This is a genomic window from Streptomyces sp. R44 (genome assembly GCF_041053105.1).
Classification (GTDB): Bacteria; Actinomycetota; Actinomycetes; order Streptomycetales; family Streptomycetaceae; genus Streptomyces.
The window spans coordinates 4,540,636-4,565,238 of sequence record NZ_CP163444.1 but is presented as its reverse complement, the minus strand read 5'-3'; the positions used below and the strand labels follow the sequence as shown (position 1 = coordinate 4,565,238).

General features: G+C 70.7%; 20 protein-coding genes, 5 tRNA genes, 1 other RNA gene and 1 pseudogene. 11 read left to right on the top strand and 16 right to left on the bottom strand.

The window, feature by feature from the left end:
* The first annotated feature begins 54 nt into the window (after positions 1 to 54).
* A tRNA-Asp gene (locus AB5J54_RS21225) sits at positions 55 to 128 on the top strand.
* Positions 129 to 253: 125 nt separating this feature from the next.
* Entirely contained in the window at positions 254 to 466 is a 213-nt protein-coding gene (locus AB5J54_RS21220) for a DUF6274 family protein (protein ID WP_369145479.1), read from the top strand.
* Positions 467 to 807: 341 nt separating this feature from the next.
* On the opposite strand, the gene bldC is transcribed toward AB5J54_RS21220, so the two are convergent.
* Both bldC and AB5J54_RS21210 read right to left on the bottom strand, forming a co-directional pair.
* Complete coding sequence (bldC, locus tag AB5J54_RS21215) at positions 808 to 1,014, bottom strand: developmental transcriptional regulator BldC (protein WP_003949541.1); 207 nt, start codon at positions 1,012 to 1,014, stop codon at positions 808 to 810.
* A 571-nt stretch (positions 1,015 to 1,585) separates the two neighbouring features.
* Positions 1,586 to 2,446, bottom strand: a complete 861-nt coding sequence (locus AB5J54_RS21210; protein ID WP_369145478.1) for a hypothetical protein — start codon at positions 2,444 to 2,446, stop codon at positions 1,586 to 1,588.
* Positions 2,447 to 2,601: 155 nt separating this feature from the next.
* Here AB5J54_RS21210 and AB5J54_RS21205 point away from each other — a divergent pair, with 155 nt between their 5' ends.
* Together AB5J54_RS21205 and AB5J54_RS21200 are read left to right on the top strand one after the other, a co-directional pair.
* Positions 2,602 to 3,693, top strand: coding sequence for a Leu/Phe/Val dehydrogenase (locus tag AB5J54_RS21205; protein ID WP_369145477.1), 1,092 nt, complete (start codon positions 2,602 to 2,604; stop codon positions 3,691 to 3,693).
* Between the two features lie 312 nt (positions 3,694 to 4,005).
* On the top strand, positions 4,006 to 4,260 hold the full coding sequence (locus AB5J54_RS21200; RefSeq protein WP_041130340.1) for a DUF3073 domain-containing protein: 255 nt from the start codon (positions 4,006 to 4,008) through the stop codon (positions 4,258 to 4,260).
* 141 nt (positions 4,261 to 4,401) lie between these two features.
* On the opposite strand, the gene purM is transcribed toward AB5J54_RS21200, so the two are convergent.
* From purM to AB5J54_RS21180, 4 genes are all read right to left on the bottom strand, one after another.
* The gene (gene purM / locus AB5J54_RS21195) at positions 4,402 to 5,469 is read right to left on the bottom strand and encodes a phosphoribosylformylglycinamidine cyclo-ligase (protein WP_369145476.1); all 1,068 of its coding nucleotides are present in this window, start codon (positions 5,467 to 5,469) and stop codon (positions 4,402 to 4,404) included.
* A gap of 44 nt (positions 5,470 to 5,513) precedes the next feature.
* Positions 5,514 to 7,040, bottom strand: a complete 1,527-nt coding sequence (gene purF, locus AB5J54_RS21190) for an amidophosphoribosyltransferase (protein ID WP_369145475.1) — start codon at positions 7,038 to 7,040, stop codon at positions 5,514 to 5,516.
* Positions 7,041 to 7,255: 215 nt separating this feature from the next.
* Positions 7,256 to 8,065 (bottom strand): META domain-containing protein, encoded by an 810-nt coding sequence (locus AB5J54_RS21185; RefSeq protein WP_369145473.1) that lies wholly within the window; start codon positions 8,063 to 8,065, stop codon positions 7,256 to 7,258.
* A gap of 38 nt (positions 8,066 to 8,103) precedes the next feature.
* Positions 8,104 to 8,892, bottom strand: a complete 789-nt coding sequence (locus tag AB5J54_RS21180) for a sterol carrier family protein (RefSeq protein ID WP_369145472.1) — start codon at positions 8,890 to 8,892, stop codon at positions 8,104 to 8,106.
* A 68-nt stretch (positions 8,893 to 8,960) separates the two neighbouring features.
* Between AB5J54_RS21180 and AB5J54_RS21175 the strand changes: the two genes are divergently transcribed.
* Positions 8,961 to 9,371: a nuclear transport factor 2 family protein gene (locus AB5J54_RS21175; RefSeq protein WP_369145471.1), complete on the top strand. Its 411-nt coding sequence runs from the start codon at positions 8,961 to 8,963 to the stop codon at positions 9,369 to 9,371.
* Positions 9,372 to 9,431: 60 nt separating this feature from the next.
* On the opposite strand, the gene purL is transcribed toward AB5J54_RS21175, so the two are convergent.
* The 3 genes from purL to purS are packed head-to-tail and all read right to left on the bottom strand — an operon-like array spanning position 9,432 to position 12,621.
* A complete protein-coding gene (purL, locus tag AB5J54_RS21170; protein ID WP_369145470.1) occupies positions 9,432 to 11,681 on the bottom strand; it encodes a phosphoribosylformylglycinamidine synthase subunit PurL in 2,250 nt (749 codons plus the stop codon).
* On the bottom strand, positions 11,681 to 12,379 hold the full coding sequence (gene purQ, locus AB5J54_RS21165; protein WP_369145469.1) for a phosphoribosylformylglycinamidine synthase subunit PurQ: 699 nt from the start codon (positions 12,377 to 12,379) through the stop codon (positions 11,681 to 11,683). Before purQ ends, purL begins: the two co-directional genes overlap by 1 nt.
* A complete protein-coding gene (purS, locus tag AB5J54_RS21160; RefSeq protein WP_015035032.1) occupies positions 12,376 to 12,621 on the bottom strand; it encodes a phosphoribosylformylglycinamidine synthase subunit PurS in 246 nt (81 codons plus the stop codon). The genes purQ and purS overlap by 4 nt, the downstream gene beginning before the upstream one ends.
* A gap of 365 nt (positions 12,622 to 12,986) precedes the next feature.
* Here purS and AB5J54_RS21155 point away from each other — a divergent pair, with 365 nt between their 5' ends.
* From AB5J54_RS21155 to AB5J54_RS21140, 4 genes are all read left to right on the top strand, one after another.
* The gene (locus AB5J54_RS21155) at positions 12,987 to 13,328 is read left to right on the top strand and encodes an Lsr2 family protein (protein ID WP_369145468.1); all 342 of its coding nucleotides are present in this window, start codon (positions 12,987 to 12,989) and stop codon (positions 13,326 to 13,328) included.
* Between the two features lie 134 nt (positions 13,329 to 13,462).
* Positions 13,463 to 13,534: transfer RNA gene (locus AB5J54_RS21150), tRNA-Gly, on the top strand.
* Between the two features lie 84 nt (positions 13,535 to 13,618).
* Positions 13,619 to 13,691 (top strand) — tRNA-Gly (locus AB5J54_RS21145).
* A gap of 133 nt (positions 13,692 to 13,824) precedes the next feature.
* Positions 13,825 to 13,900 (top strand) — tRNA-Gly (locus tag AB5J54_RS21140).
* A gap of 44 nt (positions 13,901 to 13,944) precedes the next feature.
* On the opposite strand, the gene AB5J54_RS21135 is transcribed toward AB5J54_RS21140, so the two are convergent.
* The 6 genes from AB5J54_RS21135 to ffs form a co-directional block, all read right to left on the bottom strand.
* Entirely contained in the window at positions 13,945 to 14,844 is a 900-nt protein-coding gene (locus tag AB5J54_RS21135; protein ID WP_369145467.1) for a phosphoribosylaminoimidazolesuccinocarboxamide synthase, read from the bottom strand.
* 88 nt (positions 14,845 to 14,932) lie between these two features.
* Positions 14,933 to 16,393, bottom strand: a complete 1,461-nt coding sequence (locus AB5J54_RS21130; RefSeq protein ID WP_369145466.1) for a N,N-dimethylformamidase beta subunit family domain-containing protein — start codon at positions 16,391 to 16,393, stop codon at positions 14,933 to 14,935.
* Between the two features lie 182 nt (positions 16,394 to 16,575).
* Positions 16,576 to 18,549 (bottom strand): hypothetical protein, encoded by a 1,974-nt coding sequence (locus AB5J54_RS21125; RefSeq protein WP_369145465.1) that lies wholly within the window; start codon positions 18,547 to 18,549, stop codon positions 16,576 to 16,578.
* 280 nt (positions 18,550 to 18,829) lie between these two features.
* Positions 18,830 to 20,080 (bottom strand): phosphoribosylamine--glycine ligase, encoded by a 1,251-nt coding sequence (purD, locus tag AB5J54_RS21120; protein ID WP_369145464.1) that lies wholly within the window; start codon positions 20,078 to 20,080, stop codon positions 18,830 to 18,832.
* Between the two features lie 61 nt (positions 20,081 to 20,141).
* Positions 20,142 to 22,286 carry a DNA polymerase III subunit gamma and tau gene (locus AB5J54_RS21115; RefSeq protein ID WP_369145463.1) on the bottom strand — a complete coding sequence of 715 codons (2,145 nt, stop codon included), beginning with the start codon at positions 22,284 to 22,286 and terminating at the stop codon, positions 20,142 to 20,144.
* A 57-nt stretch (positions 22,287 to 22,343) separates the two neighbouring features.
* Positions 22,344 to 22,442, bottom strand: an RNA gene (gene ffs / locus AB5J54_RS21110) — signal recognition particle sRNA small type.
* Positions 22,443 to 22,560: 118 nt separating this feature from the next.
* On the opposite strand from ffs, the gene AB5J54_RS21105 reads away from it, so the two are divergent.
* Both AB5J54_RS21105 and AB5J54_RS21100 read left to right on the top strand, forming a co-directional pair.
* A tRNA-Ser gene (locus tag AB5J54_RS21105) sits at positions 22,561 to 22,648 on the top strand.
* Between the two features lie 170 nt (positions 22,649 to 22,818).
* On the top strand, positions 22,819 to 23,145 hold the full coding sequence (locus tag AB5J54_RS21100) for a DUF1269 domain-containing protein (RefSeq protein ID WP_369149414.1): 327 nt from the start codon (positions 22,819 to 22,821) through the stop codon (positions 23,143 to 23,145).
* An 8-nt stretch (positions 23,146 to 23,153) separates the two neighbouring features.
* Here AB5J54_RS21100 and AB5J54_RS21095 read toward each other — a convergent pair.
* Positions 23,154 to 24,349, bottom strand: a pseudogene (locus tag AB5J54_RS21095) (IS110 family transposase).
* Positions 24,350 to 24,603: the final 254 nt, after the last annotated feature.

The following is a 24,603-nucleotide window of genomic DNA, read 5'->3' as shown; positions in this document are numbered from 1 at the left end:
CCCTGACCTGCTGTACAGTCTGTCTCGCAGCCGCTCACGAGGGGCTGCGAGCAAGGCTCTGTGGAGCAGTTGGTTAGCTCGCCACCCTGTCAAGGTGGAGGTCGCGGGTTCAAGTCCCGTCAGAGTCGCCTCTCAGAAGGCCCGCATCGTGAGATGCGGGCCTTCTTTGTGTTCCCGTGTCTTGACGGGGCCGCACGGCCGCCGGTACCCCGGACATCAGGGAATCGGGGGCCCACACCGGAGGTGGTCGCGCATGGCCGCGGCATCCGCAGCACGGCACGACACGCGAGCGCTGCTGCGCGCCCATCTGGCGGCCGCGTCGCGGTACGGACACCTCACCCGCCACTGCGTGGTCTGCCATCGCCTCCTGCGGCTCGCCATGGAGCTCCCCGAGCCGGAGGAGCCGGCGGAGGCGACGGAGTGCACCGGGGAACGCAGCGGGGACGAAAGTCCCACCGACCCATGACCAACGGCGGGTTGGGGGCGATCCCGGAGGTGGCAGGCTGTTCCTTGGCAAGACTTCCCCAGTGTGACGGGTGTCACTGAAACCGTTTCAGAAACGACCACACTTACACCCTCCCTACACCACCCCGATTTAATATGTGCAATTGCACCACCCTGGAGAGGGTGTGGCGCTGGGCACAAAAAAGATCGCGCTGGACCCGGCGGAGTCCAGCGCGATCGTTGACGAAGACCTGTTGGGGCAGGAGTCCGTCGGCAGTACTAGGGGTGGGCGACCGGATTGGGGGATCCGGACGGGCCCGGTGTTACGGGGTGTTGCAGGGTTCTGCAGGGTGCTGCGCGACCTCAGGCCTCGCTGCGCTGCTGCGGAATGCCCGCCAGCAGAGCGCGAACCTCGGCCTCGCGGTACCGGCGGTGTCCACCCAGGGTGCGGATGGACGTGAGCTTGCCGGCCTTGGCCCAACGGGTCACCGTCTTCGGGTCCACGCGGAACATCGTGGCAACCTCGGCAGGGGTCAGCAGCGGCTCGGCATCAGGGGTGCGAGCGGTCATGAGCGGCCTCCTCGGGAGAACCGAACCAATCTCGGTTCTTTCCTCTAAATTCTGCACCTTGACCCGCCATGCCCGAAATGGCAGAAGCGGGTCGAGTCGGTTATAGGACGAACGGCTTGTCCTCGGCACTACAACTACACCATCCGTCCAGCCGCGTCGGCCAAACCGATGGAATTGCCCTCGCAGGTGTTCATCAGCGGCGGAAGTCGACTGACCATGCCATAACGGACAGTCACGCCACTGTGACGATCAGTCACAGGGCGATCAGGAGTCCTCAGACCCCCCATAGAGTGCAATGCTGAGCGTTCCGCCCAGACTTGGACGGAAGGAACCCTCCCCGGACTCCTTGTCCTATTTTGGCACGAGGGTGGGCGATGGGCGCAAGGGTGCGTTACGTGCTGTCCGTCACGCTTGAGCCAAAGGCCCGGATCGGGACCAACGTCCTCGCCCCAGGGGTGCGAAAGACCCGGCCACCGGAGCCGTACCGATCCGGCCACCCGACCTCGAAGATCATTTACACCCGCCGGACATGTCTTGTCGATACCGACCTGACATATCTGTCCGACCTATGTCAGTTCGCGAAACGAAGGTCCCTGACCGCCCGCCAGCGCTCCGCGAGCCGCCCGTACACCTCGCTCGCCGCCTCGCCGTCCCCGGCCCGCAGCGCCGCGATCCCCTCCGCCAGCTGGGCCGCCGACCGGTCCTCCGCCAGCCACCGGGCCGGCAGCGCGTGCACCAGACCGCCGAAGTCCAGCTCCACCAGCGCCCGCGGATGGAACTCCTCCAGCCAGCGGCCCACCTCGATCAGACCCGCCGTCATCGGACCGTCGTCGATCGACTCCCGCAGCGCCTTCAGCGCCCGCGCGAGCCGCCGCCGCGCCTGCGCCATCGTCGTCCGGTAGCGCAGCACCGGCGCCCGGCCCTCCTCCGTGCTTCCCGGGTCCCCCGGCGCGTACTCCCGGTCCTCGTCCCCGAAGAGCGCGAACCAGCGCAAGGGCACCTGCCACACCCCCGTACGGATCCACGGCCGGGCATCCGGGTTCCTGAGCAACCACCGTTCATAGTCGCCGGCCACCTGGACGCGCACCACGGGCGGCAGCATCGCGTCCAGCACCGGCGCCGGATACGGACCGGCCGCCAGCTCCTCCAGGGCCAGCCAGCCGCGCAGCCGGGTCCGCCACGGGCAGATCACCACCACCCCGTCCAGATGCGCGACGAACGCCTCCCCGCTCTCGTGGACCGGCACCGGCACCGGAGGCGTCGGCAGCAGATCCGCCAGCGAGCGGCGCAGCTCCTCCTGCGCCCCCGGCGTGCTCGGCCGGCGTGCGTACCGGGCCCAGTGGGACCGCTCCGGCTCGGGGAACGCGGCCAGCGGCTCGTACACCCGCAGATAGGACGCGTAGGGAACGGGGACCGTGGGGGCGACCGACATGTCGCAAATCCTTCCACGGAGGTACTCCTGGAGGGGGTGATCCTGAGCACTGCGGCCGATCTACGCCCAGGTAGGACTTACCCTCTTGCCGAACTGGTCCTCCCCCACCCGTAGGGAGGGCCGCAACCGCCGCTTCGTACTTGGGAGTCACCACCGTGACCGATGTGACCGGCGTTCCTGCTGACGTACTGCACACTCTGTTCCACTCGGAGCAGGGTGGCCACGAGCAAGTCGTGCTCTGCCAGGACCGCGCCACCGGCCTCAAGGCCGTCATCGCCCTCCACTCCACCGCCCTGGGCCCCGCCCTCGGCGGCACCCGCTTCTACCCGTACGCCACCGAGGCCGAGGCGATCGCCGACGCGCTCAACCTGTCGCGCGGCATGTCGTACAAGAACGCCATGGCCGGACTCGACCTGGGCGGCGGCAAGGCCGTCATCATCGGCGACCCGGAGCAGATCAAGACCGAGGAGCTCCTCCTCGCCTACGGCCGCTTCGTGGCCTCCCTCGGCGGCCGGTACGTCACGGCCTGCGACGTCGGCACCTACGTCGCCGACATGGACGTCGTCGCCCGTACGAACCAGTGGACCACCGGCCGCTCCCCCGAGAACGGCGGCGCCGGCGACTCCTCCGTCCTCACCGCCTTCGGCGTCTTCCAGGGCATGCGCGCCGCCGCGCAGACCCTCTGGGGCGACCCGACGCTCCGCGGCCGCAAGGTCGGCGTCGCGGGCGTCGGCAAGGTCGGCCACTACCTCGTCGAGCACCTCCTGGAGGACGGCGCCGAGGTCGTCATCACCGATGTGCGCGAGGAGTCGGTGCGCCGCATCACCGACAAGCACCCGCAGGTCACCGTGGTCGCCGACACCGACGCGCTGATCCGCGTCGAGGGCCTCGACGTCTACGCGCCCTGCGCGCTGGGCGGCGCCCTGAACGACGAGACCGTACCGGCCCTCACCGCGAAGATCGTCTGCGGCGCGGCCAACAACCAGCTGGCGCACCCGGGTGTCGAGAAGGACCTGGAGGAGCGCGGCATCCTCTACGCGCCCGACTACGTGGTCAACGCCGGTGGCGTGATCCAGGTCGCCGACGAGCTGCACGGCTTCGACTTCGACCGCTGCAAGGCCAAGGCGACGAAGATCTTCGACACCACCCTGGAGATCTTCGCACGTGCGAAGGCGGACGGCATTCCGCCGGCCGCGGCGGCCGACCGGATCGCCGAGCAGCGCATGGCGGACGCCCGCCGCGCCTGATCCCCGGCCCCGGAAGCACGGAGGACCGGCCCGCCGCGGGGCGACCACGGGACACCCGTGGAGAGACTTCCCTCACGCCCCTCGGCGGGTCGGCCCTCAAGAAGAGGTTAAAATCGCGATTGACCAGCGAGGAAAGGGCACCTCGAAGGTTCTGTACCGGGGTATGTGATGCGCGCGGCGTACCGTAGACCCACGGAAACAGGTACCGTTGAAGCCCTACGGACCGGTCTCTCTACCGAGAGTCCGTTCCGAATCATGAACGCGTGTCAAGACTCTGGGGCCGACGAGCCCCGTCACCGAGGGGGTCGAGCCATGGGGCGCGGCCGGGCAAAGGCCAAGCAGACCAAGGTCGCCCGCCAGCTGAAGTACAGCAGCGGCGGGACAGACCTGACGCGTCTGGCCAATGAGCTGGGCGCTTCGACTTCGAGCCAGCCGCCGAATGGCGAGCCGTTCGAGGACGACGACGAGGAAGACGACCCGTACGCCCAGTACGCGGATCTCTACAACACGGACGACGAGGACGAGGACGACGAGTCCGGTCCGAGCGCGTCCCCGCGTCGCGCTTGACCTTCTGAATCACCGAAACCCGGACCGGGGTCACCCGGCCGGGTTTCTGTGCTGTCCGCACGCTGACAGCCCCACCGCGCGCGGATACGCCGACGGGGCGCCCCTTTCCAGGAGCGCCCCGCCTCGTACGTCCGAGAACGACTACTTCGCGTAGTCCCCGACCAGCTCAGCGCCCGTCGTGTGCGCCCCGCGCTCGGTGATCTCGCCCGCGACCCAGGCCTCGACCCCGCGGTCCTCCAGGGTCGCCAGGGCCACGTCCACGGACTCGGCCGGCACGACGGCCATCATGCCGACGCCCATGTTGAGGGTCTTCTCCAGCTCCAGGCGCTCCACCTGACCGGCCTTGCCGACCAGGTCGAAGATCGCGCCCGGCGTCCAGGTCGAACGGTCGACCGTGGCGTGCAGGCCGTCCGGGATCACCCGCGCCAGGTTGGCGGCCAGGCCGCCGCCCGTGATGTGGCTGAAGGCGTGGACGTCCGTGGTCCGGGTGAGGGCCAGGCAGTCCAGCGAGTAGATCTTCGTGGGCTCCAGGAGCTCCTCGCCGAGCGTCCGGCCGAGCTCCTCGACCCGCTGGTCGAGGGTCATGCCGGCGCGGTCGAAGACCACGTGCCGGACGAGCGAGTACCCGTTGGAGTGAAGGCCCGAGGACGCCATGGCGATGACCGCGTCCCCCGTACGGATACGGTCCGCGCCGAGCAGCCGGTCGTACTCCACGACACCCGTGCCCGCGCCGGCGACGTCGAAGTCGTCCGGGCCGAGCAGGCCCGGGTGCTCCGCCGTCTCGCCGCCGACCAGGGCGCAGCCGGCGAGGACGCAGCCCTCGGCGATGCCCTTGACGATGGCGGCGACCCGCTCGGGGTGGACCTTGCCGACGCAGATGTAGTCGGTCATGAAGAGCGGCTCGGCGCCGCAGACGACGATGTCGTCCATGACCATCGCGACCAGGTCGTGGCCGATCGTGTCGTACACGCCCATCTGGCGGGCGATGTCGACCTTCGTGCCGACGCCGTCGGTCGCCGAGGCGAGCAGCGGACGCTCGTAGCGCTTGAGGGCGGAGGCGTCGAAGAGGCCGGCGAAACCGCCGAGGCCGCCGAGGACCTCGGGGCGCTGCGTCTTCTTCACCCACTCCTTCATGAGCTCGACGGCGCGGTCGCCCGCTTCGATGTCGACGCCCGCGGACGCGTAGCTGGCACCGGTGGTCTGAGACATGGGTTCAGAGCTTTCGTGTCGTACTGCGGGTGTGCAGCGGGGTCTTACGGGCGACGGAGGGCGTCGGAGGCCGCGGTGGCGGCCGGACCGGCGGCCAGCTCGGTCTCCAGGAGCTGCTTGCCGAGCAGCTCGGGGTCCGGCAGCTCCATCGGGTACTCGCCGTCGAAGCAGGCACGGCAGAGGTTCGGCTTCTGGATCGTGGTCGCCTCGATCATCCCCTCAAGGGAGATGTACGAGAGCGAGTCCGCGCCCAGCGACTTGCCGATCTCCTCGACCGACATCCCGTTGGCGATCAGCTCCGCGCGGGTCGCGAAGTCGATGCCGAAGAAGCAGGGCCACTTGACCGGCGGCGAGGAGATCCGGATGTGGACCTCGGCCGCACCGGCCTCGCGGAGCATCCGGACCAGCGCGCGCTGGGTGTTGCCGCGGACGATCGAGTCGTCGACGACCACGAGCTTCTTCCCCTTGATGACTTCCTTGAGGGGGTTCAGCTTCAGCCGGATGCCCAGCTGGCGGATGGTCTGGGAGGGCTGGATGAAGGTGCGCCCGACGTAGGCGTTCTTCACCAGGCCGGCGCCGAAGGGGATGCCCGAGGCCTCGGCGTAGCCGATGGCGGCCGGGGTGCCGGACTCCGGCGTCGCTATCACCAGGTCGGCCTCGACCGGCGCCTCCTTCGCGAGGCGGCGGCCCATCTCCACGCGGGAGAGGTACACGTTCCGGCCGGCGATGTCGGTGTCCGGGCGGGCCAGGTACACGTACTCGAAGACACAGCCCTTGGGCTTCGCTTCCGCGAATCGCGAGGTACGGATGCCGTTCTCGTCGATCGCGATCATCTCGCCCGGCTCGACCTCGCGGACGAAGCTGGCGCCGCAGATGTCGAGGGCGGCGGACTCGGAGGCCACCACCCAGCCGCGCTCCAGACGGCCGAGGACCAGCGGGCGGATGCCCTGCGGGTCACGGGCCGCGTAGAGCGTGTGCTCGTCCATGAAGACGAGGGAGAAGGCGCCCCGGACGTCGGGGAGGACCTTCGCGGCGGCCTGCTCGATGGTGAGCGGCTCGCCGTCCTCGTCCACCTGCGCGGCGAGGAGCGCCGTCAGGAGGTCCGTGTCGTTGGTGGCCGCCACACGAGTGGTGCGGCCTTCCCGCTTGGGCAGGTCGGCGACCATCTCGGCGAGCTGCGCCGTGTTCACCAGGTTGCCGTTGTGGCCGAGCGCGATCGAGCCGTGGGCGGTCGCCCGGAACGTCGGCTGCGCGTTCTCCCACACGGATGCCCCGGTGGTCGAGTAGCGGGCGTGACCGACCGCGATATGACCCTGGAGGGAACCGAGAGAAGTCTCGTCGAAGACCTGGGAGACAAGTCCCATGTCCTTGAAGACGAGGATCTGGGAGCCGTTGCTTACCGCGATTCCCGCGGATTCCTGACCCCGATGCTGGAGGGCGTAGAGCCCGAAGTACGTGAGCTTTGCGACCTCTTCACCCGGAGCCCAGACACCGAAGACGCCACAAGCGTCCTGGGGGCCTTTCTCACCGGGGAGCAGATCGTGATTGAGTCGACCGTCTCCGCGTGGCACGTTTCCGAGTGTAGACGGGCTCGACCACTGGTCCGAATTGAGGAAAAGCGGGGGTGCCCGCACTCGTGCGATCACACGAATTGATCGATTGTGGCTTGGAGAGGCCCACGAAGCAGGCGGGGTAAGGGATTCCGCCCCCCGGGCCCGGGCGAGCGGACGCTCGTACCAGGCCCGGGGCGGTCCGGCGATGTGACGGACGCCGCATCAGCGGCAGCTCAGCGGGCGGTCCCGGTCGCCGTCAGGCCCTCCCCCGACGCGTCCGTGAGGGTCAGGGTTCGGTGGTTCTGCCGATAGGTGAGGGGGCCGTCGAGGAGCTCGTACAGCCGCGTCTCCAGCTTCATCTCCGGGCTCGTGCACATCATCCGGGTCGTCGCCGCCGGGCCCTCGACGGTGAGCGTCCGGGTCTTCTCGTCGAGCCGGGCGGTCGCGGAGAAGTCGTTGCAGCCGAGATTGCCGGTGATCCGGCCGTCGGCGCCGAGGACGAACCGCGCCTTGTCGCCGCTGCCGGCGGGCAGGGAGGACGCCGTCTCCTTCGAGACCAGCCCGTCGATCTTCCAGGTGGTGCCGCGCAGCGGGACGGCCGGCTCGGTGGTCAGCTCCAGCACGTTGCGCCCGTCCGTCGACGCCAACCGCAGGCCGTCGCCCTTCAGCGTCCCCTTCAGGGGGCCGGAGAAGGCCTTCAGGAACTCCGTCTCGAACAGCCGCCGGTCGGCGGGACAGCCGATCTCGGTCACCTCGTCCTGGGTGACGGTGAGGGCGTCGCCCTTCAGCACGACGCCGGCGCCGAAGGTGTTGCAGCCGGTGTTCCCGCGCACGCGACCGACCTCGAAGTCGACCCGCGCCCCGTCGGGCCCGGCGGACCTGCGGCCATCGACCGTGACGGCGTCCACCGTCCAGTGCGTGCCGGCGACCGGCAGGTCCGGGGAGACGGTGTCCGCTCCACCGGAACCGGCGCCCGACTCCGTACCGCAGGCGGTGAGCAGAAGGAGGGGGACCAGGAGGACGCGTGCGCGTGACTTCGGCATGCCGGTGGGACGGAACGGCCACCCGTACGGTTCCGGGCTCAGCCCATCAGGGGGAGCAGGCCGCTCAGATCCGCGCGCTCCCCGCTCGCGCCGACGTGCGCCGCGTCCAGCTCCGCCGCCCACTCCGTACGGCCCGTCGCGAGCCGGATCCAGGTCAGCGGGTCCGTCTCCACCACGTTCGGCGGGGTGCCCCGGGTGTGCCGGGGGCCCTCCACGCACTGCACCACCGCGTACGGCGGGATCCGCACCTCGACCGCCCCGCCGGGGGCCTTCACCGCGAGCGTGTCGGCGAGGAGCCGGGTGCAGGCGGCCAGGGCCTGGCGGTCGTACGGGGCGCCGGCGCCGGTCGCCGCGTTCAGGTCGTCGGTGTGGACGACGAGTTCGACCGTGCGGGTCACGAGGAAGTCCCCGAGGGTCATGGCCCCGAAGCGGGCCGGGACCAGCCGCCCGTCGGGAGCGACGGCGACCAGCTCCTCGTAACGGGCCGCCGTCGCCGCGAGCAGCCCCACCGGGTCGCCCGTGTCCACCGCCCGGGTGTCCTCGTCGATCCGGGCCGCCGCGGTGACCGTGGCCAAGGGCCAGTCGAGCAGGGCCAGTTCCCGCGCCGCGGGCTCCGGCGCCTCCAGGTACCGCACCACCGAGCCCAGCACCATCGAGAAGTGCCCCACCAGGTCCCGTACCGTCCACTCCCCCAGCCGGGTCGGCCCGGCCAGCTGCTCCGGCGTGAGCGCGGCCACCGCCTCCCGTACGTGGCCGAACTGGGCGAGAACGGCGGCCCGGGTCTTGGCGGAGTCGTAGCTGCGGGTGCGCTTCTTGGCAGGTGGCATGGGCCGAGGCTAGCCCCGAGACTGGTAGAGAGGGGGGCAGGTCCTTCGCGAAAGGCAGTGACGGGACCATGACCCATCACGAGCACCCCGACGCCGCCAGCGTGCGGCAGGGCTACGAAGCGTTCAGCAAGGGCGACATGGAGGCACTGGGCGCGCTGCTGACCAGTGACTGCACCCACCACTCGCCCGGCACCACCCGGTTCGGCGGGCACTTCAAGGGCCGGGACAACGTCCTCGCCATGTACCAGGACATGTTCGAGTACACCGGCGGCACCTTCCGCGTCGAACTCGACGGCATCTTCCCCGACGGACGGGGCCATGTGATCTCGACCCACAAGTGGTTCGCCGAGCACGGCGACCGAGGGATCGAAATGCGCGGCGCCCTCTTCTTCACCCTCGTCGGCGGCAAGGCCACCGACATCGACGAGTGTGTCGAGGACATCGAGGAACTCGACGCCTTCCTGTCCCTGGACGACTGACGGCAGCGGAAAGCCCCCGCCCTGGCAGGACGGGGGCTCACACCGTATGCGTACGGACGATCAGGCCAGCAGGCCCGGGATCGTCGCCTCGTGCGCCTCGCGCAGCTCCGTGAGGGAGAGCGCGAACTCGCCCTGCACGTCCACGGCGTCGCCGTCGACGACACCGATCCGGGTCGCCGGCAGACCCCGCGCACCGCACATGTCGGTGAAGCGGAGCTCCTCGCTGCGCGGGACGGCGACGACCGCACGGCCGGCCGACTCGCTGAAGAGGAACGTGAAGGCGTCCAGGCCCTCCGGGACGACCAGGCGCGCGCCGTTCCCGCCGCGCAGGCAGGACTCGACGACCGCCTGCACGAGACCGCCGTCGGACAGGTCGTGCGCCGCGTCGATCATGCCGTCGCGCGAGGCCGAGATCAGGATCTCGCCGAGCAGCTTCTCCCGGTCGAGGTCCACGGCCGGCGGCATGCCGCCGAGGTGCTGGTGGATCACCTCGGACCAGGCCGAGCCGCCGAACTCCTCCTTGGTGTCGCCGAGCAGGTAGAGGAGCTGGCCCTCTTCCGCGAAGGCGATCGGGGTGCGGCGGTTGACGTCGTCGATCACACCGAGGACGGCCACGACGGGCGTCGGGTGGATGGCGACCTCACCGGTCTGGTTGTACAGCGACACGTTGCCGCCGGTGACCGGGGTGCCGAGCTGGAGGCAGCCGTCCGCGAGACCACGGGTGGCCTCGGCGAACTGCCACATCACGGCCGGGTCCTCGGGCGAACCGAAGTTCAGGCAGTCCGAGATCGCCAGCGGCTTCGCACCGGAGGCGGCGACGTTGCGGTACGCCTCCGCCAGCGCGAGCTGCGCGCCCGTGTACGGGTCGAGCTTGGCGTACCGGCCGTTGCCGTCGGTCGCCATGGCCACGCCGAGGTTGGTCTCCTCGTCGATGCGGACCATGCCCGCGTCCTCGGGCTGCGCCAGGACCGTGTTGCCCTGCACGAACCGGTCGTACTGGTCCGTGATCCAGGACTTCGAGGCCTGGTTCGGGGAGGAGACGAGCTTGAGGACCTGGTCCTTCAGCTCGGCGCCGTTCTGCGGCCGGGGCAGCTTGCCGGCGTCGTCGGCCTGGAGGGCGTCCTGCCAGTCCGGACGCGCGAACGGCCGGTGGTAGGTCGGGCCCTCGTGGGCGACGGAGCGCGGCGGCACGTCGACGATCTGCTCGCCGTGCCAGAAGATCTCCAGGCGCTCGCCCTCGGTCACCTCACCGATGACGACGGCGATGACGTCCCACTTCTCGCAGATCTCCAGGAAGCGGTCGACGTGCTGCGGCTCGACGATCGCGCACATGCGCTCCTGCGACTCGCTCATGAGGATCTCCTCGGGCGAGAGCGTCGCGTCGCGCAGGTGCACCTTGTCGAGGTCGACCCGCATGCCGCCGGAACCGGCGGAGGCCAGCTCGGACGTGGCACAGGAGAGCCCGGCGCCGCCGAGGTCCTGGATGCCCGCGACCAGCTTCTCCTGGAAGATCTCCAGGGTGCACTCGATGAGGAGCTTCTCCTGGAAGGGGTCGCCGACCTGGACTGCGGGGCGCTTGGTGGGCTTGGTGTCGTCGAAGGTCTCGGACGCGAGGACCGAGACGCCGCCGATGCCGTCGCCACCCGTGCGGGCGCCGTACAGGATGACCTTGTTGCCGGGGCCCGAGGCCTTGGCGAGGTGGATGTCCTCGTGCTTCATCACGCCGATGCAGCCGGCGTTGACCAGCGGGTTGCCCTGGTAGCAGGAGTCGAAGACGACCTCGCCGCCGATGTTGGGCAGGCCCAGGCAGTTGCCGTAGCCGCCGATGCCGGCGACGACACCGGGCAGCACGCGCTTGGTGTCGGGGTGGTCGGCCGCGCCGAAGCGCAGCGGGTCGACGACCGCGACCGGGCGGGCGCCCATGGCGAGGATGTCGCGGACGATGCCGCCGACGCCGGTGGCCGCGCCCTGGTAGGGCTCGATGTACGAGGGGTGGTTGTGCGACTCGACCTTGAAGGTGACCGCGTACCCCTGGCCGACGTCGACGACGCCCGCGTTCTCACCGATGCCGACGAGCATGGCGTCGTTCTCGGGGGTCTTCTCGCCGAACTGCTTCAGGTGGACCTTGCTGCTCTTGTAGGAGCAGTGCTCGGACCACATGACGGAGTACATGGCGAGCTCGGCGCCGGTGGGACGGCGGCCGAGGATCTCGCGGATGCGCGCGTACTCGTCCTCCTTGAGGCCGAGCTCCTTCCAGGGCTGCTCGCTGTCCGGCGTCTCGCTCGCGTGCTTGACGGTGTCGAGGCTCATCAGGCGTTGACCAGCTTCTTGAGGATCGAGGTGAAGAAACCGAGGCCGTCCGTCTTGCCGGTGCCGATCAGCGGCTCGACGGCGTGCTCCGGGTGCGGCATGAGGCCGACCACGTTGCCCGCGGCGTTGGTGATGCCCGCGATGTCGCGCAGCGAGCCGTTGGGGTTACCGAATCCATCAGCTTCGCGGGCCAGGTAGCGGAAGGCCACCCGCCCCTCGGCCTCCAGCTCGTCGAGCGTGCGCTCGTCGGCGACGTACCGGCCGTCCATGTTCTTGAGCGGGACCTCGATCTCCTGGCCCTCGGTGTAGTCCGAGGTCCAGGCGGTCTCCGCGTTCTCCACCCGCAGCTTCTGGTCGCGGCAGATGAAGTGGAGGTGGTTGTTGCGCAGCATCGCGCCCGGCAGCAGATGGGCCTCGGTGAGGATCTGGAAGCCGTTGCAGATGCCGAGGACGGGCATGCCCGCCTTGGCCTGCTCGATGATGGTCTCCATCACCGGCGAGAAGCGGGAGATGGCTCCGGCCCGCAGGTAGTCGCCGTAGGAGAAGCCGCCGGCCAGGACCACGGCGTCGACCTGCTTGAGGTCCTTGTCGCGGTGCCAGAGCGAGACGGGCTCGGCGCCCGCCAGGCGGGCGGCACGCAGCGCGTCCTGGTCGTCGAGCGTTCCGGGGAACGTGACGACGCCGATGCGTGCGGTCACGACTCCACCTTCACGACGAAGTCTTCGATCACGGTGTTGGCAAGGAAGGTTTCGGCCATCTCATGGATGCGGGCGAGGGCGGCGTCGTCGACCGGTCCCTCCACCTCCAGCTCGAAGCGCTTCCCCTGACGGACGTCGGCGATTCCGGCGAATCCCAGGCGAGGCAGTGCACGCTGCACCGCCTGCCCCTGAGGGTCGAGAATCTCCGGCTTGAGCATGACGTCGACTACGACGCGTGCCACTGGCACTCCCGGTGGTGTGTTGCGTGGGCGGTTCCCTCAGCGTACCTGCCTCCAAATTCTACGCGGGTAGAGATCTGAAGGATCCTACAAAAGCCCGGTTCAGGACGGCGCGCGCCGCACGAACGCGTTCCCCCCGCCCGGCACGCACTCCGCACAAAATTCGCGTGAAATATTGCGGACCGCATTGCACCGGGACACGCTGAAACAATTGACAGGGCTTCACAATGCGACGCCTACCGCTGTACAAAGGAATCCAGAAGAAAGCAGCATTGTCCCGGCACAGCCGTACGGTCGGCATCGCCGCACGTCAGGGGCGCCACAAGCGCTCCATCGACCCCGGCAGCCGCAGGAAAGGACCGATATCCGTGGCTCAGCGTGTGGTGGTCACTCTCTCCGACGACATCGACGGCGGAGAAGCGGCTGAAACGGTCGCGTTCGGCCTCGACGGGAAGATGTACGAGATCGACCTGAATGCTGCCAATGCAAAGAAACTCCGCAAGGCCCTCGCGCCCTACCTCGCCGCCGGCCGCAAGATCCCGGTCCGGGCGGCGGGCCGCCGGAGCGCCCCGGCCGACTCGTACACCCACACCGCCCTCGCCCCCGATCCGGCGGCGGTCCGCGCCTGGGCCCAGTCCAACAAGATGGACGTCCCCGCCCGCGGCCGGATCCCGAAGCGCGTCTACGAGGCCTTCCGCGCGGCGAGCTGAGGAGCGGCGCGCAGGGGTGCCACGAGGGCGGTCCGCGCCTCGCGCCGAGCCGATTTGCATGACACCCCCCTTGATCCGCTAGAGTCTGGATCACGCCGAGGGGCGAGGCCGAAAAGCCAAGTCCCCAGCAGCGTGCGGGTGTAGTTCAGTAGCAGAACAGCCCCCTTCCAGGGGGAAGGCGCAGTGTGCGATCCCTGTCACCCGCTCTGCGAGAAACGCGTTACCGACCACTCCGGTGGATCAGGTAGAGTAGTGCTCGCACCGAGCAGCGAAAGCTGACCGGTAGCAATGCGGACGTGGCTCAGTTGGTAGAGCATCACCTTGCCAAGGTGAGGGTCGCGAGTTCGAATCTCGTCGTCCGCTCAGGGAGCAAAGGCCCCGGTTCTCAGGAACCGGGGCCTTTGTCGTGCGCCCGGAGGGTGTGAAGGAACCCACACGGCGGTGTGTCACGAGCACCTCCGAGGTTGGGTATAGTTAGCAGCGCGCTACGGCGCATGCGGACGTGGCTCAGTTGGTAGAGCATCACCTTGCCAAGGTGAGGGTCGCGAGTTCGAATCTCGTCGTCCGCTCCATGAAGAAAGCCCCCGGTCGAATCGACCGGGGGCTTTCTCGTTCCCTAACTCCAGCTCGTGCCGGTGAGAAGCTCGTACGCCTCGATGTACTTGGCGCGGGTCTTCTCCACGACCTCCTGCGGCAGGGCCGGCGGCGGCTGCTCGCTCTTGCGGTCCCAGCCGGAGGCCGGCGAGGTCAGCCAGTTCCGCACGATCTGCTTGTCGTACGAGGGCTGGGCACGGCCCGGCTCCCACTCGGCGGCCGGCCAGAAGCGCGAGGAGTCCGGGGTGAGGACCTCGTCGGCGAGGACGAGCGTCTCACCGTCGAAGCCGAACTCGAACTTCGTGTCCGCCAGGATGATGCCGCGCTCGCGGGCGATGTCCCGGGCCCGGGAGTAGACGGCGAGGGTCGTCTGGCGCAGCAGAGCGGCGGTCTCGGCGCCGACCTGGCGGGCGACCTCCTCGTACGAGACGTTCTCGTCGTGGTCGCCGACCGCGGCCTTGGTGGCCGGGGTGAAGATCGGGGCGGGCAGCTCGGAGCCGTCCGTCAGCCCCTCGGGGAGCGCGAGGCCGCAGACCGTACGGGACTCGTCGTACTCCAGCAGGCCGGAGCCGGTGAGGTAGCCGCGGGCGACGGCCTCGACCGGCACCATGTCCAGCGACTTGCAGATCAGCGTGCGGCCCTCCCAGTCGGCGGGGGCGCCGGCCGGCAGCTCGGTGGAGATCACATGGTTCGGGACCAGGTCGGTGAGCTTGTCGAACCACCACAGCGAGAGCCGGGTGAGGACCCGGCCCTTGTCGGGGATCTCGGTGGGCAGCACCCAGTCGTAGGCCGACATGCGGTCGCTCGCCACCATGACGAGCTCGCCCGCCTCGTTCCGGTACAGGTCGCGGACCTTGCCCGTGTGGAGATGGGTGAGGCCCGGGACCTGGACAGGCTCGGGCTTTTCTACGAATCCGGACACGGTTCCTCCGCGTAGGTTGATCCAGGAGCGTGTCCGATTCTCTCGCACATGGGGACGGATCCCGCCGTCGGACCCTGTGAGCCCGCGCTCACTCCCTCTTGCAGATGCGGTCGAGGAGGTTCGACGTGGCGCGCTGCACCCGGGAGTCGACATGGCCCGGCCGGTCGAGCGCCGGCGACCAGGCGAAGGTGCCGGACGCGAAGACCCAGGCCCCGGACGGAGCCCGGTAGAGACTCGTCTCCTGGTGCCGCAGGGCGCCTTCGCTGTCCTGGTACGGCGAGTGGGAGAGCAGGATGCGGCCCTGGTGCTCCGGGAGCGCGGTGCGCGGGAAGTAGCGGTCGGCCTCGCCCGCGACCAGGCCCGGGAGCTCGTCGCCGTCGCCCGCGCCGGTGGCGTCCCAGAGCCAGTGGTCGGCGTTCCGTACGACCAGCGGGTGCGGTTCGGGCACCCGGCCCGCGTACTGGATGCCGAGGAGCTGCTGCTCGGGCCGGTCGACCTCGCGCCAGAGCGCGGGGCGGCCGGGGCCGCGCCGCTTGCGGCAGGTGAGGAGGCGGTCCGGCACCCCGGACGGCGAAGGGCCGAGCTCCACCTGCCAGTACATGGTGTTGGCGGAGAGGAAGACGAGCGAGGTGCCCTGGTCGCGGGCGAGTTCGACGGTCCGGCGCATCGGCGCCGACCAGTACTCGTCGTGGCCCGGGAAGACGAGACCCCGGTAGCGGCTCGGGTCGACCCTGCCGGCGTGCAGGTCACGGGTCTCCGCGTACGCCAGGTCGTAGCCGTAGCGCTCGGCCCAGCGGATGAAGTCGTAGGCGTGACCGACGTGCAGGGGGAGCCCCGCGCCCGCGTACGGGCGGTCGAAGGAGACCGTGACGGCCGCCTCCTCCTCGCCGAGCAGCCGGCCGTCCTCGTCCCAGGCGTGGTAGAGGCTGGCGCCGGTGTGGCCGTCCTCCGGGTAGAGGTTGTACGCCTGCCAGGTCACGTCCGGGAGGACGAGGAGCAGATCCGCCGGGTGGTTGTCGCGGACCGTGAAGGGGATGTGGGAGCGGTAGCCGTCGGCGGTGGTCAGGACGGCGACGTACGCGCCGATCGACCAGTACGTGGGGACCTGCAGCCGCCAGGACTGCCACCAGTGGTGGCAGGAGACCGTGCGGTCGGCGGTGAGCGGGGCCGGCTGGACGATCCCGGAGAGACGCGGGCTCGTGGTGATCTTCGCGGCGCCGTCGCCGCCGTAGTGCCCGATCCGGTAGACGTCGACCGAGAACTGCTGCGGCGGGTCCACGGTGATGTGGAAGTCGATCGACTCGCCCGGTGCCACGGCCCCGTCGGACGCGAAGCCCTTGATCTGGCGGCGGACGTCGTCGGCCGTGCGCGGGCCGCCCGTGCCGCCCCGGGCCAGGACCTCGTCCGCGTACCAGGGGACCATCTGACCGGTGTCGTCGAAGTAGTTCTCCGAACCGCGCAGCCAGGGCAGCGGGCCCTGGCCGAAGGGATCGGAGACGGCGTGCGCGAGCGCACCCGACTCCCACCGTCTGATCTGCTCCGCCCCCATGTGCGCCCCTCCCTCGACTCCCCCGGTCGGCCGGTCAGTGCCTGTGGCTCGTGCCTCTGTCTTCGTGCCTCTGTCAGTGCCGGTCTCCAGCACATCACATAACGCACGCACTCCGTCACCGTTCGTCGTGAATTGACGAGAGTGGAAGCCCGGACTCCGCGTTCTCGCTCGTCCGGTCGCCCTCAGACCAGGCGTACGGGCTTCTCCGGACGCACCCCGGTGAGCGCGAGCCAGGCCCGCAGGGGCTCGGGGTCGCCGTCCTCGACGAGGGCGAGGACCCGGGGCCCGAGGTCCGCCGCCCGCTCGCCGCCGACGAGCAGCGCCGGTCCGTCCAGCCAGTCGAGTCCCGGGGTGGCCTCGGCGGTGTCCACGGCCGCACAGCAGACCATCGCGGTCACGTGGTCGGCGAGCAGGTCACGGCCGGTACGGGGCGGCTGGAGCGGGAAGAGCGGCAGGGGTCCGTCGGGGCCGCTGACGGCCACGTGCGGGGTGGCCGTCGGGCCCTTCTCGGCCTTGCGGCCCTTCCCGGTCGTCCGGCCCTTCCCGGCCGAGCGGGCGGTCTCGGCCGCCGCGGCCACGCGGGCCTCCCGGGCGGCCTCCTCCCGCGCGAGCAGCGCGCTGAGCGCTCCGGCGAGCGCCTCGGCGGCGGGGTTGACCGGCTCGTCGTCGTCTTCGCCGGCGGAAGAGGTTCCGGCGGAAGAGGTTTCGATGGGGGCCGCGCCGGTGGGGGCCTCTCGGGTGGGGGCCGCTCCGGTGGGGGCCTCTTCGGTCGAGGGCGCTCCGGTGGAGGCCTCCTCGGTGGAGGGCGCTCCGGTGGAGGCCTCCTCGGTCGAGGGCGCTCTGGTGGGGGCCGCGTCGTCGGAAGCCGCTCCGGTGGAAGCCGCCCCCGACGGCGTGGTCGCCAGGTGGGCCATCACGCGGGTCAGCGTCGGGCCCGCCTCGCCGGAGGCCCGGCCTCCGGAGGCCCCGGCCACGCCCAGGCCGTCGAGGACCTGGTGCAGCCGGGCCGCGTCGGTGCGCCACTTCCGGTCGACGACCTCCTCCGGGTACTGGCTCCACTCCACCGGGGCCCAGTCGGGGCCGGGCTCGGCGGGGCCGCCGTGGAAGAGGCGGGCGGCGAGCAGCGAGGTGGCCTCGTCGACGGCGCCGGGCTCCTCCAGGAGATCGCAGGCGGGGCGCTCGCCGAGCCGGGAGGAGAAGCCCTCCGCGAGCCGGTCGCGACGGGAGAGTTCGGTCAGGGCGGAGACCACGCCCGCGTCGAGCTTGGCGGGCCAGCGGCCCATGCGCCAGGCGGGCAGCGCGACCCGGGTCAGGAGCCGGTCCCAGCCCGCGTAGGCCAGGCCGACCTGCTCCTGGGCGACGATCCGTACGCCGTAGTCCACGGCCTGGGCGCGCTCCGAGCCGGCGGCGGCCACCCCGCGCTCCATCTCGGCGGCGTGCCCGCGACAGGCGCGCAGCAGCACGCGGGCGACCTGCCCGACGCCATGGGCGCCGAGCCGCCGGATCGGGTCGAGGCCGGGGTCCCGGGGCACGGCGACGGCGGCGTCCAGACCGCGGACGAAGCGGCGGGCGGCGGCTATGTCGGGATGGGCGGCCGGTCCCGTACCGGCGACGACGGGGGCGAGGACCGCCCGCAGCTCGCCGACGCGCATCCACCACAGGAACGGTGAGCCTATGACCAGGACCGGGGCGCCGTCGCCGCCGGACGTGCGGTGCAGGCGGTGGGCCCGGTGGGTGCGGTCCTCCAGCCAGCTGTCGCAGTCCGGCGTGAGGGCTATCGCGGCGGGTGCCGGGACGCCGAGCCGGTCGGCCAGGTCGCGGACGAGGCGGTACAGATCGGGGGCCGCGGTCTCGGCGAGCTCCACCGTCGGCGTGGCCGCGGGACGGGCCCGGGCGACGACGAGGGTGACGGCCGCGGCGGCGAGGAGGACGAGCACGGCGAGGACGGTCACGACCCAGCGGGCCGAGTCCCAGCCCGCTCCGGTGAAGTGGCCGGTGACCCCGCCCGCGTACAGGACGACGGCCACCGCGGCGGGGAGCACCGCGAGGCCCAGTGCCCTGCCGCGGACGCGGAGGACGGCGAGGGCCCGGGAGCGCGCGGCGCGCGCACCCCACTCCTCGCCGACAACGGAACCGGTACCGGACACGCCGTTCATCACCCCCTCCTGCCCTCGACGGGACTGCCTGTGGCGGTGTTGCTCACTCCCCCACTGTGGCACCCGCCACTGACATCGCAATGCCGGTGGGCCAAGTGCCGGAATGCCTTCGCCGCACCCTAGTTGGGGCTGTGGCGGGCGTCATCCGTATGGCCGAGCCGTCACTCGATGGAATGGCTTTGGGTAAAGGTGATGGCGCAGATGTGGCCGTGTGGTGCACAGGTTCCGCACCACACGGCCACAAGTGGAATCCGGCGAAATCGGCCGGAATCAAGAAGGATCAGGCCTCGGCGGCCTTCCGCGCGATGTCCGTCCGGTGCTGCGAACCGTCAAGGCGGATGCGGCCGACCGCCGCGTACGCCCGCTCGCGGGCCTGCGCCAGGTCCGAACCGGTGGCGGTGACCGACAGGACGCGCCCGCCGGCGCTCACGATCGCCTCGCCGTCCCGCTTCGTACCGGCGTGGAGCACGTACGCGTGCGGGGCGTCCTTCTCCGCGACCTCGTCCAGGCCCTCGATCGGGTCGCCGGTGCGCGGGATGTCCGGGTAGTTGTGCGAGGCGACGACAACGGTGACCGCGGCCTCGTCGCTCCAGCTCAGCGGGGCCTGGTCGTCCAGGGTGCCGTTGGCGGAGTGCAGCAGGACGCCCGCGAGCGGGGTCTTCAGACGGGCCAGCACGACCTGGGTCTCGGGGTCGCCGAAGCGCGCGTTGAACTCGATGACCCGCACGCCACGGCTGGTGATCGCCAGACCCGCGTACAGCAGGCCGGAGAACGGGGTGCCGCGGCGGCGCAGCTCGTCCACCGTCGGCTGCAGGACGGTCTCCAGGACCTCCTCGACCAGCTTCGGGTCGGCCCAGGGCAGCGGGGAGTAGGCGCCCATGCCACCGGTGTTCGGGCCCTCGTCGCCGTCGAGCGCGCGCTTGAAGTCCTGCGCGGGCTTCAGCGGGAGGACGGTCGTGCCGTCGGTGATCGCGAAGAGGGAGACCTCGGGGCCGTCCAGGTACTCCTCGATGACGACGCGCTCGCAGGCGAGCGCGTGCGCCCGGGCCTTCTCGACGTCCTCGGTGACGACGACGCCCTTGCCGGCGGCGAGACCGTCGTCCTTCACCACATAGGGAGCGCCGAAGGCGTCGAGCGCCTCGTCGATCTCGGCGGGCGTGGTGCAGACGTAGCTACGAGCGGTGGGAACCCCCGCACCCGCCATGACGTCCTTGGCGAACGCCTTGGAGCCCTCCAGCTGCGCCGCCTCCTGGGACGGGCCGAAGGCCGGGATGCCGGCCGCGCGCACGGCGTCGGCGACACCCGCGACGAGCGGGGCCTCCGGGCCGACGACGACGAGCTCGGCGCCCAGCTCGGTGGCGAGCGCGGCGACGGCCGCGCCGTCCAGCTGGTCGACGGGGTGCAGCTCGGCGACCTCCGCGATTCCGGCGTTGCCGGGCGCGCAGTGCAGAGCGGTGACGTCGGGATCGAGGGAGAGAGAGCGGCACAGGGCGTGTTCGCGGGCGCCGCCGCCGATGACGAGGACCTTCACGCCTGCCAGGGTAGCCCGCGTGGCGGCATGCCCCTTGTGCGGGCCACCGAGCGAGACGCCCCTACTCGTTCGTGTATTCCTCCACAACCGTGGCTCCGAGCTCGCGCACGATCAGGTCGTGCCCGGAGAGCGCGGAGTCGACGAGGTCCGGATCGTCCTCCTCCGGCACGTCGTCCTCGGGCGCCACCGGCTGCGGCGCGGGGGGCGTGTACGCGGGCGCGGGAGCGGGCGCCGGGGCGGACGCCTGGGCCTGCGGGAAGGCGGGGGCAGGGGCGGACTGCGCCTGCACGGGGGCGGACGGCGGGGCCTGCTGGAAGGCGGGCGCGGGAGCGGCGGGCCGACCGCCACCGCCGAAGCCCCCTCCGGATCCGCCGAAACCGCCGCCGGAGCCGCCGGAGCCGCCGGACCCACCGGAACCGCCTCCGAAGCCGGTGGCGGCGGGCGGGGGCGCGGAGCCGCCCGAGGGGTCGATGATCGCCTCGATCTTCCAGTTCACGTTGAACTGCTCGGCGAGGGCCTGCTTGAGGACGTCCTCGCTGCCGCTGCTCGCGAAGTTGTCGCGGGCGCCGGCGTTGAGGAAGCCGAGCTGGAGGGTCGTGCCGTCGAACCCGGCCACCTGGGCGTTCTGGCTGAGCAGGATCCAGGTGAAGCGGCGCCGGTTCTTCACGGCGTCGAGGATCTGCGGCCACAGGTTCCGCACCTGGGCCGTGTCCCCGCCGCCGGAGGCCGGGGCGGGGGCCTGCGGCGCGGGCTGCGCCTGTACGGGCGCGGGGGCCGGGGCGGCGGGCGCCGCGGGTGCGGACGCGCCGGGCCAGGCGCCGGGCGCACCGCTGCCGGGGGCGGCGGCACCGGGCCAGGCACCGGGCCGGGAGGCGGCGGGGGCCGGCTGCTCCTGCACGGGCGCGGGGGCCGGCTGCTGCACGGGGGCGGGCGCGGGGGCGGGCGGGGGCGGGGCCATCGGGGTGTGGGCCTCGGGCCCGGGCACGTACCCCATGGCGGACGCCGGGGGTCCGGGCGTGAAGACGGGCGCGGGTGCGGGCGCGGCGGCGGCCCCGCGCTCCAGCCGGTCGAGCCGCGCCTGGAGGGAACGCTCGTCGTCGAAGGCGGCGGGCAGCAGCACGCGCGCGCAGATCAGCTCCAGCTGGAGCCGGGGCGAGGTGGCGCCGCGCATCTCGGTCAGTCCGGTGTTCACGAGGTCGGCGGCACGGCTGAGCTCGGCGGCGCCGAACACGGACGCCTGCGCCTGCATGCGCTCGATGACGTCGACGGGGGCGTCGATGAGCCCCTTCTCGGCGGCGTCGGGCACGGCGGCGAGGATCACGAGGTCCCGCAGCCGCTCCAGGAGGTCGGCGACGAACCGCCGAGGGTCGTTGCCGCCCTCGATGACCCGGTCGACGACCTCGAACGCGGCGGCGCCGTCCCCGGCCGCGAAGGCGTCGACGACGGAGTCGAGCAGGGACCCGTCCGTATATCCGAGAAGAGACGTCGCCATGGCATAGGTCACACCGTCGTCGGCGGCGCCGGCGAGCAGCTGGTCCATGACGGACATCGAGTCACGCACGGAACCGGCGCCGGAGCGCACGACGAGGGGCAGCACCCCGTCCTCGACAGGAATGCCCTCGCGCCCGCACACCTCGCCCAGATAGTCCCTGAGCGTCCCCGGCGGCACGAGCCGGAAGGGATAGTGATGGGTCCGGGACCGGATGGTCCCGATGACCTTCTCGGGCTCGGTCGTGGCGAAGATGAACTTGAGGTGCTCCGGCGGCTCCTCGACCACCTTCAGGAGGGCGTTGAAGCCCGCCGAGGTGACCATGTGGGCCTCGTCGATGATGTAGATCTTGTACCGGCTGGAGGCGGGCCCGAAGAAGGCCTTCTCCCGCAGGTCACGGGCGTCGTCCACACCACCGTGGGAGGCGGCGTCGATCTCGATGACGTCGATCGACCCCGGCCCGTTCCGCGCGAGGTCCCGGCAGGACTGGCACTCACCGCACGGGGTGGGCGTGGGCCCCTGCTCACAGTTCAGACACCGCGCGAGAATGCGCGCGCTGGTCGTCTTTCCGCACCCCCGCGGCCCGCTGAACAGGTACGCGTGATTGACCCGGTTGTTCCGCAGGGCCTGCTGCAACGGGTCGGTGACATGCTCCTGCCCGATGACCTCGGCGAAGGACTCGGGGCGATAGCGGCGGTACAGCGCGAGAGACGACACGTATACGAGGTTATAGGCGCCCACCGACAACCCGGGAAAAACGATCTGCGCCCGGGGAACGCAAGCGCCCCCCACGCACCTGCCAGAGCCGACCTACCCTTGCTGCCTTCCGGCCCTGGGGGAGTTCAGTCAGATAGCACCGCGTGAGGGGCTGCGCCCAGCGTACCCGATCCGAGCCCCGCCCCGGCCATCCCCACCGACCTGCACCCTTCGCCGGACCCCCACCCGGAATCGTGTGCGCGAGCACCCTCTCCGGTCATGTAATGTTCTCCACGGAGGATTCGCCTAGAGGCCTAGGGCGCACGCTTGGAAAGCGTGTTGGGGGCAACCCCTCACGAGTTCGAATCTCGTATCCTCCGCCAGTGCCTCACCGGGCACGTTGTCGAAGGGCCCCACCGTTCGCGGTGGGGCCCTTCGACTTTTCCTGCTGTCAGTGCGCATCGGTGATCACGCCTACGAGCTCGCCCCACGACGCCCCACCCGCCACTGACAAATCACCCCAAAGATGCACCTTTAACCCGAACCGCATTTACTGGGCCATACCTGTTGCCGAGCGCCGTACGGCGAGCTTCTGGAGGCTGGCGCCCTCTCCGGCACCTTCTGGGGCATGCTCTTCGGCCTCCTCTTCTTCATGCCGCTCCTCGGCGCGGCGGTCGGGGCGGCGGCCGGAGCACTGGGCGGGAAGATGGACGACGTGGGCATCGACGACGACTTCATCGACTCGGTCAAGGCGAAGGTGACGCAGGACGCCGTGGTCGAACGAGTACGGGAGGCCTTCCCGGGCGGCCACACGGAGCTGATCCACTCGAACCTGGACAGCGAGAAGGAGTCGAAGCTCCGCGAGGTCTTCGCTTCCTAATGCTGTTGTCAAGCGTCCGTCGTGACCGGTGGTGTCACTTCGTAGCACCGTCGGTCACGGATCAGGGCCCAGATGACGTTGACGCGTCGGCGGGCGAGGGCGAGCACGGCCTGGACGTGTTTCTTCCCCTCGGCGCGTTTACGGTCGTAGAACTTCCGCGAGTTCGGGTCGTAGCGGACGCTGACGAGGGCGGAGGTGTAGAAGACCCGCTGGAGTCTTCGGTGGTAGGTGATCGGCCGGTGGAGATTGCCGCTGACCTTGCCCGAGTCACGCGGTGCTGGGGCGACGCCGGCGAAGGCCGCCAGGGCGTCGGGGGAGTCGAACTCGGCCAGGTCGCCGCCGACGGCGGCGAGGAACTCGGCACCGAGGGTCGATCCGATGCCGGGGACGCTCAGGAGTGTGTCGGCGAGCTCGTGCTCGCGAAACCGGCCCTCGATGCTTGTCCATCTCGGAAACCTGCGCGTTGAGGGCCATCACCTCCTCGGCCAGGGTGTGGACCAGCTTCGCGATGGTCTTCTCCCCGGGGACGGAGGTGTGCTGCCGCTCGGCAGCCTCGACCGCCGTCTCGGCCAGAACTCTCGCGTTGCGGACCTTGCGGTGGGCCAGCCACTTCGTCAGCCGGGCGATGCCGGCGCGGCGGATCAAGGCCGGGGTCTGGTAGCCCGTCAGCAGCCTGAGCGGGCCGGTGTTGGTCACGTCCAGGGCCCGTTCCAGGGCCGGGGAACATGCTCAGCAGTGTGCCGCGCAAGCGGTTGACGACACGGGTGCGGTCCTCGACCAGGTCGGACCGGCGGCCGGTCAGCAGCTTGAGTTCGATGGCGGCTTCGTCACCGGGCCGGATGGGCCGCAGATCGCGGCGCATCCTGGCCTGATCGGCGATGACGTAGGCGTCGCGGGCATCGGTCTTGCCCTCGCCGCGGTAACCGTCGGAAGCCCGGTTCACCAGACGACCGGGCATGTAGAGGATCTCCTGACCATGGCCGACGAGGAGGGCCAGCAGCAGCGCCGGCTCACCGCCGGTCATGTCAATCGCCCATGTGACCTCGCGGCCGTCGGCCTCGTCCAGGACGTCACCTATCAGCTTCAGCAGCTCCGGCTCGTCGTTGGCGACCCGCCGCGACAGCAGCGTCTTGCCTTCCGCGTCCAGGACGAGGCCGTGACGGTGGCCCTTGCCGCTATCGATCCCCGCCCATATCCGGCTCATCGCGCTCCTGACGTGCTCGCTCGTACGGTTCGTGCCACGGACGACCTCGCCGGCATTGCTCTACACAGCGACTTGTTCGCACTTCCTCATCGGCGGCCGAGTCGTCGTGGGGCGCTGGGCGGCGAAGCGAGGACAGCCACGAGTCGGCAGCCGACTGATAGCCACACCCAGCACCCCTGGGCGACCCAACCCTACGAATGGCTCGATCAACCCGATCAAGACGGTAGAGCCGGCTGAGGCCCCGAGCCGGCCCC